Below are 14,740 nucleotides of genomic sequence, written 5' to 3' on the forward strand. Positions count from 1 at the left end.
TGCGGCAACGCTGCCCTTTGGCCGGCCCGCCGCTCAGCGCGCCGGCTTGGATTTCCGCTTCGGCTTGGAAGCGGAGTTGCCTTGCCCGGATTTCGGCGGCGTCATCATGGCCTTGATCATCGCCGATTGGGCCGCCGCCTGGTTGCGCCTGGCCGCCGACATTGTGGCGGAGGTCCACATGCCGCTGGCGCGGTTGGCCCAGGAGAGCCAAGCGCTCATGAACGGGTTCTTGGTCATCATGGGAGCGACTCCGAAACGGGGAAACTCTCTTACAACAGCGCCGAACCCTTCGATGTTGCGCTGCACATCTTCGCGCCAACAGTCCGCCCATTTTTCCGGCAACGCCTCTGGACTCTCGCGCAAAAGCCGCATTCCCGCCCGGTCCGCGGGCGCATTCAAGCTGGCATATCCATTGCGTATGGACCCGTGGGGCAGGGCGATGTCGGGGGAACGGGCCGCATGGATATCGAGCAGCAGAGTCGGGGAAGCGGGGCCGAAAGCGGGACCAGCGCCGCCGCGACGCGATTCCTTCGCGCCGCCAAGCTGTGCCGCATCCGCGACGTCGAACAGCTTCTGGTGGTCAGCGCCCTGGTCCGCGATCTCAGCGCCCTCATCCACGCCCTGCAGAAGGAACGCGGCGCCTCCTCCATCTATCTGGGCTCCAGCGGCAGCCGCTTCGCCGACGACCGCGCCCGCTGGCAATCCGACGCCAAGGCGCTGGAGGCGGTGCTGCGCGACCGGCTGGATCTGGTGGACGAACAGCTCGACCGCCTCAGTTCCGGCGCGCAGTTCTACAGCCGCGTCGCCATCGCGCTCCACGCGCTGGACGGTCTGCCGGCCCTGCGCGGTCAGGTGTCGTCGCTGGCGCTGGTGCCGCAGGATTCGGTGAAGGCCTTCACCGACATCATCGGCCATCTGTTGTCCGTGGTGTTCGAGGCCGCCGACATCGCTGCCGACCCGGCGATCTCCCGCGCCCTGGTCGCCCTGTTCAACATCGTCCAGGGCAAGGAATTCGCCGGTCAGGAGCGGGCGACCGCCAGCGCCGGCTTCTCGCGCGGGCGCTTCGACGGGGCGGAACATGCGCGCCTCGCCCAGTTGATCGACGCGCAGAACCGAGCCTTCCGCATCTTCGCGGAGTTCGCCGATCCCGCCCATGCCGCCGCCGTCCGCACCGCCCTGGCCGACCCTGCGGTGGTGGAGGTGGAGCGGATGCGTGCGGTGGCGCTCGCCGACGATGCCCGCCATGGCGAGTTGTCAGGCATCACCCCGGAGGTCTGGTTCGAACGCTCCACCCGCCGCATGGACCTGCTGAAGACGGTGGAGGACCGCCTGACCGAGGATCTCCGCCGGCTGTGCGAGGCGAAGCTTGCCCAGGCTCGTGCAGATCTGGAACAGGCCGACGGCCGAACACCCGACGCGGTGGTGCCGGTCGCCATGGTGCTGGTCGATGCCGATCCCGGTCTTTCCGGCCAGGACGCCTCCGGCCTCTACGCTCCAGACGGGCTGCGGCCGAAGCTGATGCGCTCGGTCCTCGACGTCGTCCAGGCGCAGTCCCAGCGCCTGCGCGATGTCAGCCTGGAACTGGAGACCGCCAAGGCAGCGCTCAACGAGCGCAAGGTGATCGACCGCGCCAAGGGCCTGCTGATGTCCACCCGCAACCTGTCGGAGGAGGAAGCCTACAAGCTGATCCGCAAGACGGCGATGAACCAGAACAAGCGCATCATCGAGGTGGCGGAGGCCATCCTCAGCATGTCCGACATCCTCCGCGGCGTCACTGCCGGCGCCACGGCGGGAGGAGGCTGACCCGATTACTGCACCGTCCGCACCGGCGAGAAGGGCAGCCCCGCCTGATCCAGCGCCCGGTCGATCACCTCGTCGGACTTCTGGTCGAACAACTGCAGCAGCAGGTCGTCGACCATCCAGTCGTTGGTGGGCGTGCAGGCGGTGAACAGCTCGCTGATGACCTCCGATTGGAAGTCCTCGCGCTGGGCGTCGCCGCCCTCATATTCCATGCGCTTGGCGACGCCGACCGCGACCTGGAACGGGTGGGTCAGGCCGGGAGCAACGGTCGCCTTCTTCATCAGCGCCGCCATGCCCAGCTCGCCGTCATCCCAGGCCAGCCGACGGGCATTCTCCTGCGGGATGCCGGCGCGCAGCGCCATGCCGGCGACGAACAGCCCGAGGTCGCCGGCGCACAGCGCGCGGAACAGCAGGACCGGCGTCAGACGGCGGTTGGTGTGCAGCCACTGGATCACCGCGTCGATATCCTCGGCCCCGCGCAGCACCGGGCGCAGCATGCGCATGGTCGCCGCTTCCCGGCCGCGCTCCACCAGCCGTTCGACCAGCTCGCGCGACAGGCCGTGCGCCTGCATCAGCGTGGTGCGCATGCTGTCCGACACGAAGGCGACCACCCGCTCCACCATCGCCAGCGACAGGCCGGGACGGGTCGCCGCCGCCTCGCTGACCATGCGGACCCGGCCGAAGCGGTCGAGCGCGCGGCTCATCGCGCTGTCCGGCACCTCGGCGCCGTCATTGCGCAGCAATGCCGTCACCGCGATCACGTTGCCGCGCTCGGCGATCGCTCCGGAGACACGGGCCGAAACCTTGGAGCGGCTGGCGACCGCCACATGTTTGCCGGCATCGGGATCGGACAGCACGTCCAGCAGCAGATCGTCGGTCAGGCCGGCGGCGTCGCGCAGGATGGGGAAGGCCACCCGGCCGACGTCGCGCACCAGCCGCTCCGCCAGATCCTCGGTCAGCAGCGGGCTGTTGCGCAGCTGCCAGGCCACAGCCTCGCGTACCGCCACCTGGGCGTCGCCGGCAAAGCAATGCACCACCTCGATCGCCAGCGACCGTTCGGCCGGGCTGAGCGCGCCCGCCTCCAGGTCGTGGAACAGCTTGTTCATCGTCTCGATCCGCGTTTCCGCGTTCGGCGAGACGAGCAGCCGCTCCACGTCCTTGGACGACAGGCCGTTGGGGTGGGGGGCGTCGGGGTGGGCGGCGGCGTGTGGCATCATGGCACCCGGCTGCGGCATCGGAGGAAGACCTTCAATCGAAATCGAGGCAGGAGTAGCGGACCATGTCGCCCCAAAGCCGGTCGAGCCGGCGGAGCGTGCGGTAGCTGGCCTTCAGGTCGCGGACCTCGGTCTCGTTGCGCACCAGCGCCTCGGCCTGCGCCTGCTCCATCCGCCGCAGCCCCTCCCACAGCTCCCGCCCCTTGTCGGTCAGCTGGAGGCGGGCGGTGCGGCGGTCGCGCTGGTTGGCGGCCCGGTTGATGTATCCGGCGTCGACCAGGATCTTCAGGCTGTAGGACGCGTTCGAGCCCAAGTAATAGCCGCGCTCCATCAGGTCGCGGACCGACAGCTCGTCCTCGCCGATCAGCATGATCATCAGCGCCTGCACCGGTCCGATGTCCTCGATGCCCTGCTTGGACAGCCCGACACGGACGACATCGAGGTACCGGCGGTGCATCCGCTCGATCAGGCGCGCCATGCCGTGGAAGTCGGCAAGGTCGAGAGCCTCGCCGGGCTTGCCGCCGGTCCGGTCCCCGGAGTTGTCGTCCGATCCCGGTTCGGGCGCGTCGTCATCGTCCCAGTTCAGGTTGCTCATCGCGTCCATGATCCCGGCTCTACCATTGCCGTCGTCCTTCCTGCTGACTCACTCCGCCGCGGCGGCAAGGCCGCGGAAGCCGTTGGGATGTGCGCTGCGCCATGCCCAGGCGCTGCCGATGATGCTGTCCAGTTCCGGGAAGCGCGGCTGCCAGCCGAGGTCGCGGCGGATGCGCTCCGACGAGGCGATCAGCACCGGCAGGTCGCCGGGGCGGCGCGGGCCGACCTTCACCGGCACGGTGCGGCCGGTGATGCGCTCCACCGACGCGATCACCTCACGCACGCTGTAGCCGGTGCCGTTGCCGAGGTTGTAGCGGACCGACCGCTCATCGAGCGCGTCCAGCACCCGCAGATGGGCGTCGGCCAGATCGCAGACATGGATATAGTCGCGGATGCAGGTTCCGTCGCGGGTATCATAGTCGTCGCCGAAGATCTCGATGTGCGGACGCTTGCCGGTGGCGGCGTCCATCACCAGCGGGATCAGATGCGTCTCCGGGCTGTGATCCTCGCCGAGTTGCCCGTTCGGATGGGCGCCGGCGGCATTGAAGTAACGCAGGCAGGCGGAGCGCAGACCATGGCAGCGGTCGGCCCAATGCAGGGCGCGCTCGATCATGAACTTCGATTCGCCATACGGGCTGCCGGGATCGATCGCCTCATCCTCGTCGATCGGGATCCGCTTGGGCGAGCCGAACAGGTTCGCGGTGGAGGAGAAGACCAGCTTCATCACCCCTGCCTTCACCGCGGCGCGGATCAGGTTCAGCGAGGTGACGGTATTGCCGTGCAGATAGGCGTGCGGGTCGCGCATCGATTCGCCGACCACGGACAACGCCGCGAAGTGAAACACCGCGTCGAAGCGCCACTGCCCGAACACACGGGCCAGCGCCGCCTCGTCGGCGAGATCGGCCTGGATGAAGGTCGCCTCGGCCGGAACGGCTGCGGCATGGCCCTGACGCAGATTGTCGAACACCACGACCCGGTGGCCGCGGTCGAGAAGCTCCGTCACGCAGTGGCTGCCGACATAGCCGGCGCCGCCGGTAACGAGAATGGTTTTCGAGGTCGTCATGGAGCGTGGGTTTCCTTGAACCGGTCTTTGGGCCGCAGCCTGAAACGGGCGGCCGGCATGGTGGAAGGAAAGCGGGGGGCGGTGCAGGGCAGGCCGGATGGGGGGATCACGGCGCCTTGCGCAAATTCATCGCGTCGCAGCATGCACGATGTCGGCTGCGTCTGACCAGATGGCTGCAAAAACCGCCACCAACGGCCTAAGACCTTCGGTGAAGCGCTGTTTTCCCGTTTTTTATCAGCGACTTAGAGAGACGAAGATACCCCTTTTTCGGATGCTGGAAAGGAGTGCGGGCCGAAACTTGTCACACGTCTCTAAAATGTCCCCGGTGTAAAGCTTAACCGTGCCAAGTCCGCCGACGCCTCCCCCCGCGTCAGGATCTGTCCATCCATAGGCGACCTCCCGTTCCCGGGCCGGCCGCATCCGGCATCCCCCCAGCCGGCTTCCTGTCCCGCGTGTCGTCGCCGCCGGCAGCTTTTTGTGTTTTCCCGATTTCAAGCGCCGCGCGAGCCGGCGAGTCCTCCATCAGGAAGGATCGAAGATGAGTTCCGTGGATCGGCCCCTGCTGACCCAAGCCTACCGGAAGATCGGACAGGGCCTGTTGCTGGCCGGCGTCCTCAGCCTGTTCGTGAACGTCCTGATGCTGGTGCTGCCGCTTTTCACCATGCAGGTCTACGACCGGGTGATGAGCAGCCGCAGCCTGGAAACGCTGACGATGCTGGCGATCATCGCGGTGGGGGCGCTGGCGCTGTACGGCGTGCTGGACTTCATCCGCGCCCGCGCCTTCCTGGTGACCAGCGCCGTGATCGCGCACCGCTTCAACGTTCCGGCGCTGGAGGCCTCCATCGTCGACGCGCTGTCGGGCGGGCCGCGCAACGCGGCGCAGACCATGCGCGACCTGAACGACCTGCGCAGCTTCATGACCAGCAGCGCCGTGACCGCCCCGCTGGAACTGGCCTGGGCGCCGATCTTTTTGGCGATCCTGTTCCTGCTTCACCCGGTCTATGGCGTGCTCGCCATCATCTCGGCGCTGGTGCTGCTGGTGATGGGCGTGCTGACCGACATGCTGACCCGCCGGCCGATGGCCCAGGCGAACGAGGCCTCGGCCCGCGTCTTCGCCGACATCGCCGGCACCGTCCGCCATGCCGAAGCCATCGAGGCGATGGGCATGCTGCCGGCCCTGGCCCGGCGCTGGCAGGCGGCGCAGAGCGGATCGGCCGGGATGATCGACCGCGGCGCCACCCTGTCGCGCGGGCTGGCGGCGTCCTCCCGCTCGCTTCGGATGATCCTTCAGGTCGGCGTGATCGCCGCCGGTGCGACGCTGGTGATCGACAATCTGGTGACCCCTGGCAGCATGATGGCGGCCGGCCTCATCACCGGGCGGCTGCTGCATCCCTTCGAACAGCTGGTGGACGGCTGGCGCCAATGGGTAAAGGCGCTGGAGGCGCACCGCCGCATCCGCGACCTGCTGAACAACGGCGCTTCGGCCCGTTCCACCATGCCGCTGCCGCAACCCACTGGCGCTCTGACCGTCGACCGCGTCAGCCATGTGCCGGCCGGGCTGAACCGCCCGGTGCTGCGCAACGTCTCCTTCGCGATCGAGGCGGGGGAGGTGCTTGGCGTCATCGGCCCGTCGGGCGCCGGCAAATCGACGCTGGCCCGCCTGCTGGTCGGCGTCTGGCAGCCGACGGCCGGCGGCATCTATCTGGACGGCACCAGCACCTATCTGTGGGAGCGCGAGAGCTTCGGCAGATATGTCGGCTACGTGCCGCAGTCGGTCGCCCTGCTGGACGGCACCATCGGCGAGAACATCGCCCGCATGGCCAGCGCCGATCCGGCGGAGATCGTCCGCGCCGCCCGGCTGGCGGGGGTGCACGAGATGATCGGCCGCTTGCCCTTCGGCTACGACACGCCGGTGGGCGACAGTGCCTTTTCCCTGTCCGGCGGCCAGCGGCAACGCATCGCACTGGCCCGCGCCCTGTTCGGCCGTCCGCGCCTGCTGGTGCTGGACGAGCCCAACTCCAACCTCGACCATGAGGGCGAGCAAGCGTTGCTGAACGCCGTTCACAAGGTGAAGGCCGACGGCACGACGGTGGTGATGATCGCCCACCGCCCCTCCATCGTCGCCATCGCCGACAAGCTGGTGGTAATGAAGGAGGGCGCCGTCGAGCATTTCGGCGCCCGCAGCGACGTCCTGAAACTGGTGCAGCCGGGCGGCGTACCCGCCGGCGTGACCCGCCTCGTCCGCAGCGGAGAACAGCGATGACCGGCGATACACCCCTTCTGTCGTCCCAGCCCGTCTGGACCGCCACCATCGACATGGCGCCGGTCGAACCGTCGCTGCGCGGCACCGCGCTGGCGGGCGCGCTGGCCGTACTGGTCGGATTCGGCGGCTTCCTGACCTGGGGCTTCACCGCCAGCCTGGACAGCGCCGCACTGGCCGCCGGCACGGTGATGGTGGAAAGCCACCGCAAGACCGTCTCCCATCTGGAGGGCGGAATCCTGCGCGACCTGCTGGTCAAGGACGGCGACCTGGTGCAGGCCGGCCAAGTGCTGCTGCGGATGGACTCCACGCAAAGCCAGGCCGTGGTCGCGCAGTTGCAGGGACAGTATTGGACCGCGCTGGCGAAGTTGGGACGTCTGCGCGCCGAACAGTCTGACGCGCCGAATCCTCTGTTCGCCGAGGAACTGGTGAAGGCCGCCCGCGACAATCCGGTGGCGGCCGAGGCGATGTCTGTGGAGGAGCGGCTGTTCCGCTCCCGCCATGACAGCTACGAGGCCCAGCTGGGAATCCAGCGCAAGCAAATCTCCCAGCTGCGCGACGAGATCGTGGCGCTGGAGGCCCAACGCGTCGCCACTGCCGACCGTCTGCGCTACACCCAGGACGAGTTGCGGGTGGTGCAGGGCCTGCTGGCGAAGGGATACGAGCGCAAGCCGCGGATGCTGGAGCTTCAGCGGAATGTCGCCGACTCCGAAGGCCGGCTGGGCGAGCTGATGGCGAACAAGTCCAAGGCGGAGCAGGCCATTGCCGCCGCCGAGCTGACCATGATTAACATCGGCAACACCCGCCGGTCGGAGGTCTCGACCGACCTGCAGGCGGCCCAGGCCAGCGTCTCCGACCTGTCGGAACGGCTGCGAAGCGCCGATGACGTGCTGCTGCGCCAAGCGATAACCGCACCGCAGGCCGGGCGGGTGACCGGTCTGAAATTCTTCACCCCAGGCGGCGTGATCCCCACCGGCGCCGGCATCCTCGATATCGTGCCGCAGGACGACGCTATGATCGTGGAGGCGCGCGTCTCCCCGCACGACGTTCAGAATGTGGAGGTCGGCAGCAAGGCCATGGTGAAGCTGACCGGCTATCGGCAGCGCGCCGTGCCGCCGGTCGCCGGGCAGGTGGTTTCGCTGTCGGCCGACCAGCTGGAGGACGAGCGCACCGGCGCCTATTACTTCGCGGCGCGGATCAGCATGGATGCGGCGGAGCTGAAGGCCCTGCCGAATGTCGAGCTGCATCCCGGCATGCCGGCCGAAGTGATGATCCACGGCCACGCCCGCCGCGCCATCGATTATTTCCTGACACCGCTGACCGACGGCCTGCAGAGGGCCTTCCGCGAGCGGTAAGCGGAACCGCCATCCCCCCGGCCCTCCCCGTTCGGGCCGGTGTGGGCTGGGGTCCTTGCTTGGGTGTCCATCCCCTGCCAAGCGGCCCCGTGGAAGGGCCGGCGTCCCCCACGCCGGCCCTTTTGCACATCCGCGAATGGGACGACGCGTCAGGCGACAATGCGTCCTTGGCTTCTGTGGCTTTGTTTGGACCAACCGGATTTGAAAACCATCCTTTAACGAAAATGGATCTTGGTTGGCTCGGACACAGGTCCGGGGCCTTTTTGGAATCAGAATGAGGGATAGACCAGCATTTTTTAAAACGTAAACTGCTTAGAAATTCGATGCAAATCAGACTAACTGTCTTTTTGAAAATATCGACAATGCGTTCTACTGCAAGAATCCGTTGTCTTGACTCAACTTTCTCTTCCATGTGCCCGAGTTTTATCACACTATCCCCCCGATAGATTTGGTTACACCGAAAGGCGAGCTCAGCCTTTTGAGCGAGGCCGAAAGAAGGCCCAACAATCCTAATCACATCGCAAGGAGACACCTACGATGGCTACGGTTCCTGGGGGCAGCTACGACGTGCATGTCGGCACGAATCATGACGATCTGCTGGTTGGCGGGCAGGGGAACGACCTGGTGCTGGGGGGCAACGGGAGCGACACTCTGCTCGGCGGTGATGGACATGACGCTCTGTTCGGGGGGAACGGGGCGGACGTGATCCATGGCGGTACCGCCGCGGACGTGCTGCTGGGGGGTAACGGCAACGACATCATCGACGGCGGTTCGGGCGACGACATCATCCTGGGGGGGAGTGGTGACGACGTTCTGATCGGTGGCGCCGGTCGTGACGTGCTGGATGGCGGCAACGGCAATGACGTGCTGTCCGGGGGGGACGGCAACGACATTCTGACCGGCGGCAAGGGTGACGACATCCTGTCCGGCGGCGGCCACGACGACATCCTCGACGGCGGCAAGGGCAACGACATCCTGCATGGCGGCACCGGCAACGACGTGCTGTCCGGCGGCGATGGCAACGACGTGCTGTTCGGCGACGACGGCAACGACATCCTCGACGGCGGCAAGGGCAACGACATCCTGTCCGGCGGCGCCGGCCACGATGTCTTCATCTTCTCCGGCGGTGGTGGCCAGGACGTGGTCCTGGACTTCAAGGCCGGCGAGGACGTCCTGCAGATCTCCCGCAACATCAATGGTCTGAAGGTGACCGACGCCGCCGATCTGGCCGCCCGTGTCACCGACCAGCATGGCGACGCCGTGATCGACCTCGGCCATGGCGACAGCATCACGCTGAAGGGTGTCTCCGCTGCGGACATCCACAACCACCCGAACGACTTCTTCGTCATCCACTAACCGGGCACTCATCGGACGACGCTTCTTAAGCGACGCCTGAGAAGGACGGACCGGTGGTGTCAAAGCCGCCGCCGGTCCCCCTTTGCCCGAAGTTCGCCTTTACGACTTTCAAATCCATCGACGCTGCCGGAATCCCAATCAATGACCGTCATCGCCGTCCTGCCGAATTCGGTGTCGATCGCCCCCGCCCAACGTCTGGCGCTGGGCCGCCGCTTCCTCCTCGTCTCCTGGACGATGGACGGGAAGGCGGACGGCACGACCGACCCTGTCGGTTCGATCACGCCGAGCGTCGACGGCGAGCCGGTGCGTCCGCCCTTCACCACGCTGACCGTCGAGACCGGCTGGGGCGGGCGGCGCGTTTTGTCGATCCTGCCGGCACCGCGTGACCCGCGGATGCCCATCCATTTCATCGCCAACAACCGCGTGATCGCCGAGCTTCGCACCGAATCCGGCGCCGCCGATCTGGACCCTACCGGGCTGCTCGGCAGTCTGGACGGTACGGCCCGGCTGCGGGTGTTGCGCTTCCTGTTCGACTTTGCCTGCTCCACTCCGACCCTTCGCCGCGATGCGGCCTTCGCAGCATTGTGCCGCCGGCTGGTGCTGGACCGTGCAGTGGAGCCGGCCGATCTGGCGGTCCGCGCGACGGCGGGCGGTGGACTTCTGCTATGTGCCGGCGCGCTGTCCGGTCGCTTCGGCGCCATCAGCGGTCTGGTCGTGCTGTCGCCGAACGGGCTGGCGCGGGCGCCCTTCGATGCCTGCATCGGTGCCGATCCGGCGGGGAAGGGGCGCATCGCCTTCGACCTGCTCATCGACCGTGGGCTGTGCGCGCCGGGCAACCTGCTGGTGGTGCTGGGCGCCAACGGCGTCGCCTGCCGCCGCTTCCCCGAGGAGTCGGTCGGCCTGCCGACCCTGACCGACCGGCTGAACGCCCGTCCCGACACGCCGGCCACCCTTCGCCATTATCTGTTGACCAGCCTTGCCCAACGCGGCCGAAGCGATGCGTCCGCCGCATCGGCGGTCAGCGAGCTGCAGGCGCTGGCCCCGCTGCCGCGCCGGCAGGCCGCCGACGCCAAGCGGCCGATCGGCGCCTCGCTCGACCTCGCGGTTCCCACCTCGGACGGTGGGCTGTTCCTCGCCGGCTGGCTGCATGATCCGCATGGTCTGGCGTCGGAGTTGGTGGTGCGCACTCCCTTCGGCGGCGAACGCCGTGTGGAGCGCTTCCGCAACCGCTTCCCGCGCGAGGATGTGGCCAAGCTCTACGGCATCACGGGCGCTGGCGTCATCGACCGCAGCGGCTTCGTCCTGCATCTGCCCGGCAATCCGGAACCGGCGGAGGCGCTTCAGGTAACGGCGGAGCTTCGGCTGGCGTCGGGCGGCGCCCTGCGCCTCGTCCCGCCGCCGCGGCCGCGCGCCCATGCCGACGCCCGTGCCGCCGTGCTGGGCAGCTTGCCGCCGCGCTTCGCCACGCCGGAGTTGCTGGAGGCCGTCATCGGCCCGGCCGTCGCCCCGCTGCACGCCGCCCATCTCGCCACCCGCGGCGAACCGGAACTGGTCGTCTATGGCGAGCGCAAGTCCAAACCCGCGGTGTCGGTGATCATCCCGCTCTACCGCACGCTGGAATTCCTGCGCTTCCAGATCGCTTGCTTCGCCACCGACCCGGCGATGGCCAATGCCGAACTGGTCTTCGTGCTCGACAGCCCGGAGCAGCGCGACGAGGTGGTGCATCTGCTGCGCGGCTTCCACGGCCTCTACGGCCTGCCGATGCTGCTGCTGGTGCAGAGCGCCAATTACGGTTATTCCGCCGCCAACAACGCCGGCGTCGCGGTCGCCCGCGGCAACCGCCTGCTGTTCCTGAACTCCGACGTGGTGCCCGACCGCGCCGGCTGGCTGCCGCAGTTGATCGCGGCGCTGGAGGAGCGTCCCGGCATCGGCGCCGTCGGGCCGAAGCTGCTGTTCGACGACGACAGTCTCCAACATGCCGGCCTCTATTTCGACCGCGACCTGCAGGGCGCCTGGTACAACCATCACTACTTCAAGGGCCTGCCGCGCGACTTCGCCGCCGCCTGCCGTCCGCGCTCGGTGCCCGGCGTTACCGGCGCCTGCCTGCTGACCACGCGCGCCGCTTTCACCGCAGCCGGCGGCTTCTGCGAAGACTACATCATCGGCGACTTCGAGGATTCGGACCTGTGCCTGCGCATCCGCGGCCAGGGTCTCGACATCCGCTATGCCCCGTCGGTCGAGCTGTACCATCTGGAGCGCCGCTCCATCGGCCGGCACCAGGGCTACACCCGCGGGGTCGCCTCCGAATACAACCGCTGGCTCCATGGCCGCCGCTGGGCCGACCGCATGGCCGAGCTGATGGCGCGCGACTGGTGCGCCGACGACGAGGTGCGGTCCTCCAAGGCTGGCCACACCCGCAAGACAGCACAGGTGACTCGATGAACGCGCTTCTGCCGACTACGCAGCTTGCCGTCCTGCGCCGCCAGACCGATCCGCGGCTGGAATGGCTCTGCGCCCAGATCGCGCGCAACCGCTTCCTGCCGGTGCCGCCGCCCGAGCTGCATTTCATCGGCGACGGCGATTTCCGTGCCATCGGGGCGGAGTTCCTGCGCCATTTCGTGCGGCTGGGCGGCCTGCGTCCCGACCACAAGGTGCTGGAGATCGGCTGCGGCGTCGGCCGCATGGCGCTGCCGCTGACCCAGTATCTGGACTCGTCCTACGATGGCATCGACATCGTGCTGGACGGTATCCGCTGGTGCGCCTCGACCATCACGCCGGCCTATCCGGAGTTCCGCTTCCACCATCTCGATGTCGCCAACGGCCTCTACAATCCCGACGGCCGGATCGAGGGGGAAACGGCGACGCTGCCCTTCAAGGCGGGTGCTTACGATTTCGTCATCCTGACCTCCGTCATCACCCACCTGCGCACGGCCGACGCCGAGCGCTATGCGGCGGAGATCGCGCGGATGCTGAAGCCGGGCGGGCGCTGCTTCCTCAGCCTGTTCCTGGCGGACGCCACCGCGCGCGCCGGCATCGCCAAGGGCACTGCGCGCCCGCCTTTCCGCGATACGCCGGGCGTTGAGCTGCTGGCTGATCCCGAGCATCCCAACGCCGCCGTCGCCTATGACGAGGAGTTCCTGCTCGGCCGCTTCGCCGCCCATGGCCTGCGTCCTGCCCGCGCCGTGATGCGCGGCCATTGGAGCGGCCAGCGCGAAGCCGAGAATTTCCAGGACCTGCTGGTTCTGGAGAAGGGGACCGCGCCATGAGCCGCCGCCGCCTTCCATTGGTCCCGGCCAACCACACGGCGGCCGGTCCCGCCCCGCGCCAGCCGGCGCGTCCGCTGGTGGCCGCCCGGCCGCCGCGGGTGCTGCTGATTGCGCACAATCACCCGAGCCTGCATCCCGGCGGCACGGAGATCTTCGCGCACGAGCTGTTCGGCGGCCTGAAGGCGGCGGGGGCCGAGTGCCTGTTCCTGGCCTGCACCAACGACACCCACCGCGCGCCGCGTCCCGGCACCGGCTTCCAGACGCTGGGCCGCAGCGCCGACGAGGTGCTGCTGTGGGCCGGTCATTTCGACCATTTCCACCAAAGCCAGATCGATCTGCACGGGCTGGTCCCCGACTTGTCGAACCTGCTGCGCGCCTTCCGGCCGGACATCGTGCATGTGCATCACACGCTTCTGCTGGGCGTGGAGATGCTGTTCCTGATCCGCCGCGTCTGCCCGGATGCGAAGATCGTCTATACGCTGCACGATTATTATCCGATCTGCGCCAATGACGGGCAGATGGTCACCCCGCCGCGCGGCGAAGGCGGAGCACGTGCGCTTTGCAGCAAGGCGTCGCCGGATGCCTGTCACCGCTGCTTCCCCGACCGGCCGGCCGACCAGTTCCTGCTGCGCGAGAAGCACATCAAGGCGATGTTCGGGCTTGTCGACCGCTTCCTGGCACCCAGCCGCTTCCTGCGCGACCGCTATGTCGCCTGGGGCCTCGATCCCGCCCGGATCGAGGTGATGGCGAACAGCCGCCCCTCGGTGGAGCCGGCCCCGGCGCGCGACCTCGCCCCCGGTGCGGTGCGCGACGCCTTCGCCTATTTCGGCAATTTGAACCCGTTCAAGGGCGTCACCGTGGCGCTCGACGCCGTCGCCCGCATGGCGCGGCAGGGCCTTTCCCCGTCGCTTGCCGTCCATGGCGGCAGCCTCTATCAGGCGCCGGAGTTCCGCCAGCGGGTGGCCGACGGCTTCGAGGCGACGCGCGGCCTCGCCTCCGCCCACGGTCCCTACCGGCCACAGGAGATGCCGGCGCTGATGGCTGCCGCCGACTGGGTGGTGATGCCATCGATCTGGTGGGAGAACGCGCCGCTTGTGATCCAGGAGGCCTTCCAGCACCGCCGCCCGGTCATCGTCAGCGGCATCGGCGGCATGGCGGAGGCTGTGCGCGACGGCGTCGACGGCCTGCATGTCCGCCCCAACGACCCCGCCGACCTCGCCCGTGTCATGACCCGCGCGATGACCGAACCCGGACTGTGGGAACGGCTGTTGGCCAACATCCCGGCCGTCCGCCCGACGGAGGAGGCCGCGTCGCTCCACCTCGCGCTTTACGGCGAACTTCTGTCCCCAACATCCGCCAGTCTCGCACCCGCCGCTCTTATCCAGGGGAATCGCACCCGATGAAGGACCGCAGCACCAAGGCCGACATCACCGCCGCCGTCCTCTTGGACGAGGACACGCTGATGCTGTTCGGCGCCATCGACCAGCCCCTGCCGGCCGACAGCGTCGTGATGCTGGACGGCATGATCGACGGGCGTTTCCGTGGCGGCTGCTGGACCGACGGGGCGGGGGAGCGCTGGTTCCTGGGCGCCATCCGAGTCACCGGACTGTCCCACATGCGCCCGTCCCGCATCGAGATTGAGGATGCCCACGGCAAGCACCTGCTGCTGCCGCGCCTGTCCAACGTCCGCACCAACCCGGCGCATCTGGTCGCGGCATTGCGCGAGGTGCAGCCGCAGTCGCTCGGCGTGGCGCTGGACGTCGCCGTGACCCTGCTCTCCGGCCCGGAGATGGGCGAGGGCGAGGCGGGGGACGGCGACCGCCGCACCCGCC

Annotated in this window: 11 protein-coding genes and 1 pseudogene; 8 read left to right on the forward strand and 4 right to left on the reverse strand. The window is 68.2% G+C overall.

From position 1 onward, the window contains the following. Positions 1-33 precede the first annotated feature (33 nt). The gene (locus TSH20_RS34795; protein WP_146205439.1) at positions 34-372 is read right to left on the reverse strand and encodes a hypothetical protein; all 339 of its coding nucleotides are present in this window, start codon (positions 370-372) and stop codon (positions 34-36) included. An 87-nt stretch (positions 373-459) separates the two neighbouring features. Between TSH20_RS34795 and TSH20_RS31625 the strand changes: the two genes are divergently transcribed. Next, positions 460-1,803, forward strand: coding sequence for a nitrate regulatory protein (locus TSH20_RS31625; RefSeq protein ID WP_109157190.1), 1,344 nt, complete (start codon positions 460-462; stop codon positions 1,801-1,803). 5 nt (positions 1,804-1,808) lie between these two features. Here the strand turns inward: TSH20_RS31625 and TSH20_RS31630 are convergent, their stop codons facing one another. Genes TSH20_RS31630 through galE form a run of 3 tightly spaced genes read right to left on the reverse strand, consistent with a single transcriptional unit; the run spans position 1,809 to position 4,671 of the window. Further along, positions 1,809-3,017, reverse strand: a complete 1,209-nt coding sequence (locus TSH20_RS31630; protein WP_247874550.1) for a DUF2336 domain-containing protein — start codon at positions 3,015-3,017, stop codon at positions 1,809-1,811. A gap of 31 nt (positions 3,018-3,048) precedes the next feature. Further along, positions 3,049-3,618: a winged helix DNA-binding protein gene (locus TSH20_RS31635; RefSeq protein ID WP_109157192.1), complete on the reverse strand. Its 570-nt coding sequence runs from the start codon at positions 3,616-3,618 to the stop codon at positions 3,049-3,051. Between the two features lie 39 nt (positions 3,619-3,657). Beyond that, positions 3,658-4,671 carry a UDP-glucose 4-epimerase GalE gene (galE, locus tag TSH20_RS31640; protein ID WP_109157193.1) on the reverse strand — a complete coding sequence of 338 codons (1,014 nt, stop codon included), beginning with the start codon at positions 4,669-4,671 and terminating at the stop codon, positions 3,658-3,660. A 538-nt stretch (positions 4,672-5,209) separates the two neighbouring features. On the opposite strand from galE, the gene TSH20_RS31645 reads away from it, so the two are divergent. From TSH20_RS31645 to TSH20_RS31675, 7 genes and pseudogenes are all read left to right on the forward strand, one after another. Further along, positions 5,210-6,934, forward strand: coding sequence for a type I secretion system permease/ATPase (locus tag TSH20_RS31645; RefSeq protein WP_109157194.1), 1,725 nt, complete (start codon positions 5,210-5,212; stop codon positions 6,932-6,934). Continuing rightward, complete coding sequence (locus TSH20_RS31650) at positions 6,931-8,286, forward strand: HlyD family type I secretion periplasmic adaptor subunit (protein WP_109157195.1); 1,356 nt, start codon at positions 6,931-6,933, stop codon at positions 8,284-8,286. Before TSH20_RS31645 ends, TSH20_RS31650 begins: the two co-directional genes overlap by 4 nt. 537 nt (positions 8,287-8,823) lie before the next feature. Continuing rightward, positions 8,824-9,642, forward strand: coding sequence for a calcium-binding protein (locus TSH20_RS36250; protein ID WP_109157196.1), 819 nt, complete (start codon positions 8,824-8,826; stop codon positions 9,640-9,642). 141 nt (positions 9,643-9,783) lie between these two features. Beyond that, complete coding sequence (locus TSH20_RS31660) at positions 9,784-12,084, forward strand: glycosyltransferase (protein WP_109157197.1); 2,301 nt, start codon at positions 9,784-9,786, stop codon at positions 12,082-12,084. After that, a complete protein-coding gene (locus tag TSH20_RS31665; RefSeq protein WP_109157198.1) occupies positions 12,081-12,908 on the forward strand; it encodes a class I SAM-dependent methyltransferase in 828 nt (275 codons plus the stop codon). The genes TSH20_RS31660 and TSH20_RS31665 overlap by 4 nt, the downstream gene beginning before the upstream one ends. Then, positions 12,905-14,311, forward strand: coding sequence for a glycosyltransferase family 4 protein (locus TSH20_RS31670; RefSeq protein WP_247871585.1), 1,407 nt, complete (start codon positions 12,905-12,907; stop codon positions 14,309-14,311). Before TSH20_RS31665 ends, TSH20_RS31670 begins: the two co-directional genes overlap by 4 nt. Next, a pseudogene (locus TSH20_RS31675) lies at positions 14,308-14,740 on the forward strand (hypothetical protein); the annotation flags it as partial. The gene TSH20_RS31670 and the pseudogene TSH20_RS31675, both read left to right, overlap by 4 nt.

It is taken from the genome of Azospirillum sp. TSH20 (genome assembly GCF_003115935.1).
Taxonomy (GTDB): domain Bacteria; phylum Pseudomonadota; class Alphaproteobacteria; order Azospirillales; family Azospirillaceae; genus Azospirillum.

What these genes read in the sequence shown, in the direction of transcription:
- TSH20_RS31625 (WP_109157190.1), top strand. Translation starts at nt 460, where the DNA reads ATGGATATCGAGCAGCAGAGTCGGGGAAGCGGGGCCGAAAGCGGGACC.
- TSH20_RS31645 (WP_109157194.1), top strand. Translation starts at nt 5,210, where the DNA reads ATGAGTTCCGTGGATCGGCCCCTGCTGACCCAAGCCTACCGGAAGATC.
- TSH20_RS34795 (WP_146205439.1), bottom strand. Translation starts at nt 372, where the DNA reads ATGCGGCTTTTGCGCGAGAGTCCAGAGGCGTTGCCGGAAAAATGGGCG.
- TSH20_RS31665 (WP_109157198.1), top strand. Translation starts at nt 12,081, where the DNA reads ATGAACGCGCTTCTGCCGACTACGCAGCTTGCCGTCCTGCGCCGCCAG.
- TSH20_RS31660 (WP_109157197.1), top strand. Translation starts at nt 9,784, where the DNA reads ATGACCGTCATCGCCGTCCTGCCGAATTCGGTGTCGATCGCCCCCGCC.
- TSH20_RS31650 (WP_109157195.1), top strand. Translation starts at nt 6,931, where the DNA reads ATGACCGGCGATACACCCCTTCTGTCGTCCCAGCCCGTCTGGACCGCC.
- galE (WP_109157193.1), bottom strand. Translation starts at nt 4,671, where the DNA reads ATGACGACCTCGAAAACCATTCTCGTTACCGGCGGCGCCGGCTATGTC.
- TSH20_RS36250 (WP_109157196.1), top strand. Translation starts at nt 8,824, where the DNA reads ATGGCTACGGTTCCTGGGGGCAGCTACGACGTGCATGTCGGCACGAAT.
- TSH20_RS31635 (WP_109157192.1), bottom strand. Translation starts at nt 3,618, where the DNA reads ATGGACGCGATGAGCAACCTGAACTGGGACGATGACGACGCGCCCGAA.
- TSH20_RS31630 (WP_247874550.1), bottom strand. Translation starts at nt 3,017, where the DNA reads ATGATGCCACACGCCGCCGCCCACCCCGACGCCCCCCACCCCAACGGC.
- TSH20_RS31670 (WP_247871585.1), top strand. Translation starts at nt 12,905, where the DNA reads ATGAGCCGCCGCCGCCTTCCATTGGTCCCGGCCAACCACACGGCGGCC.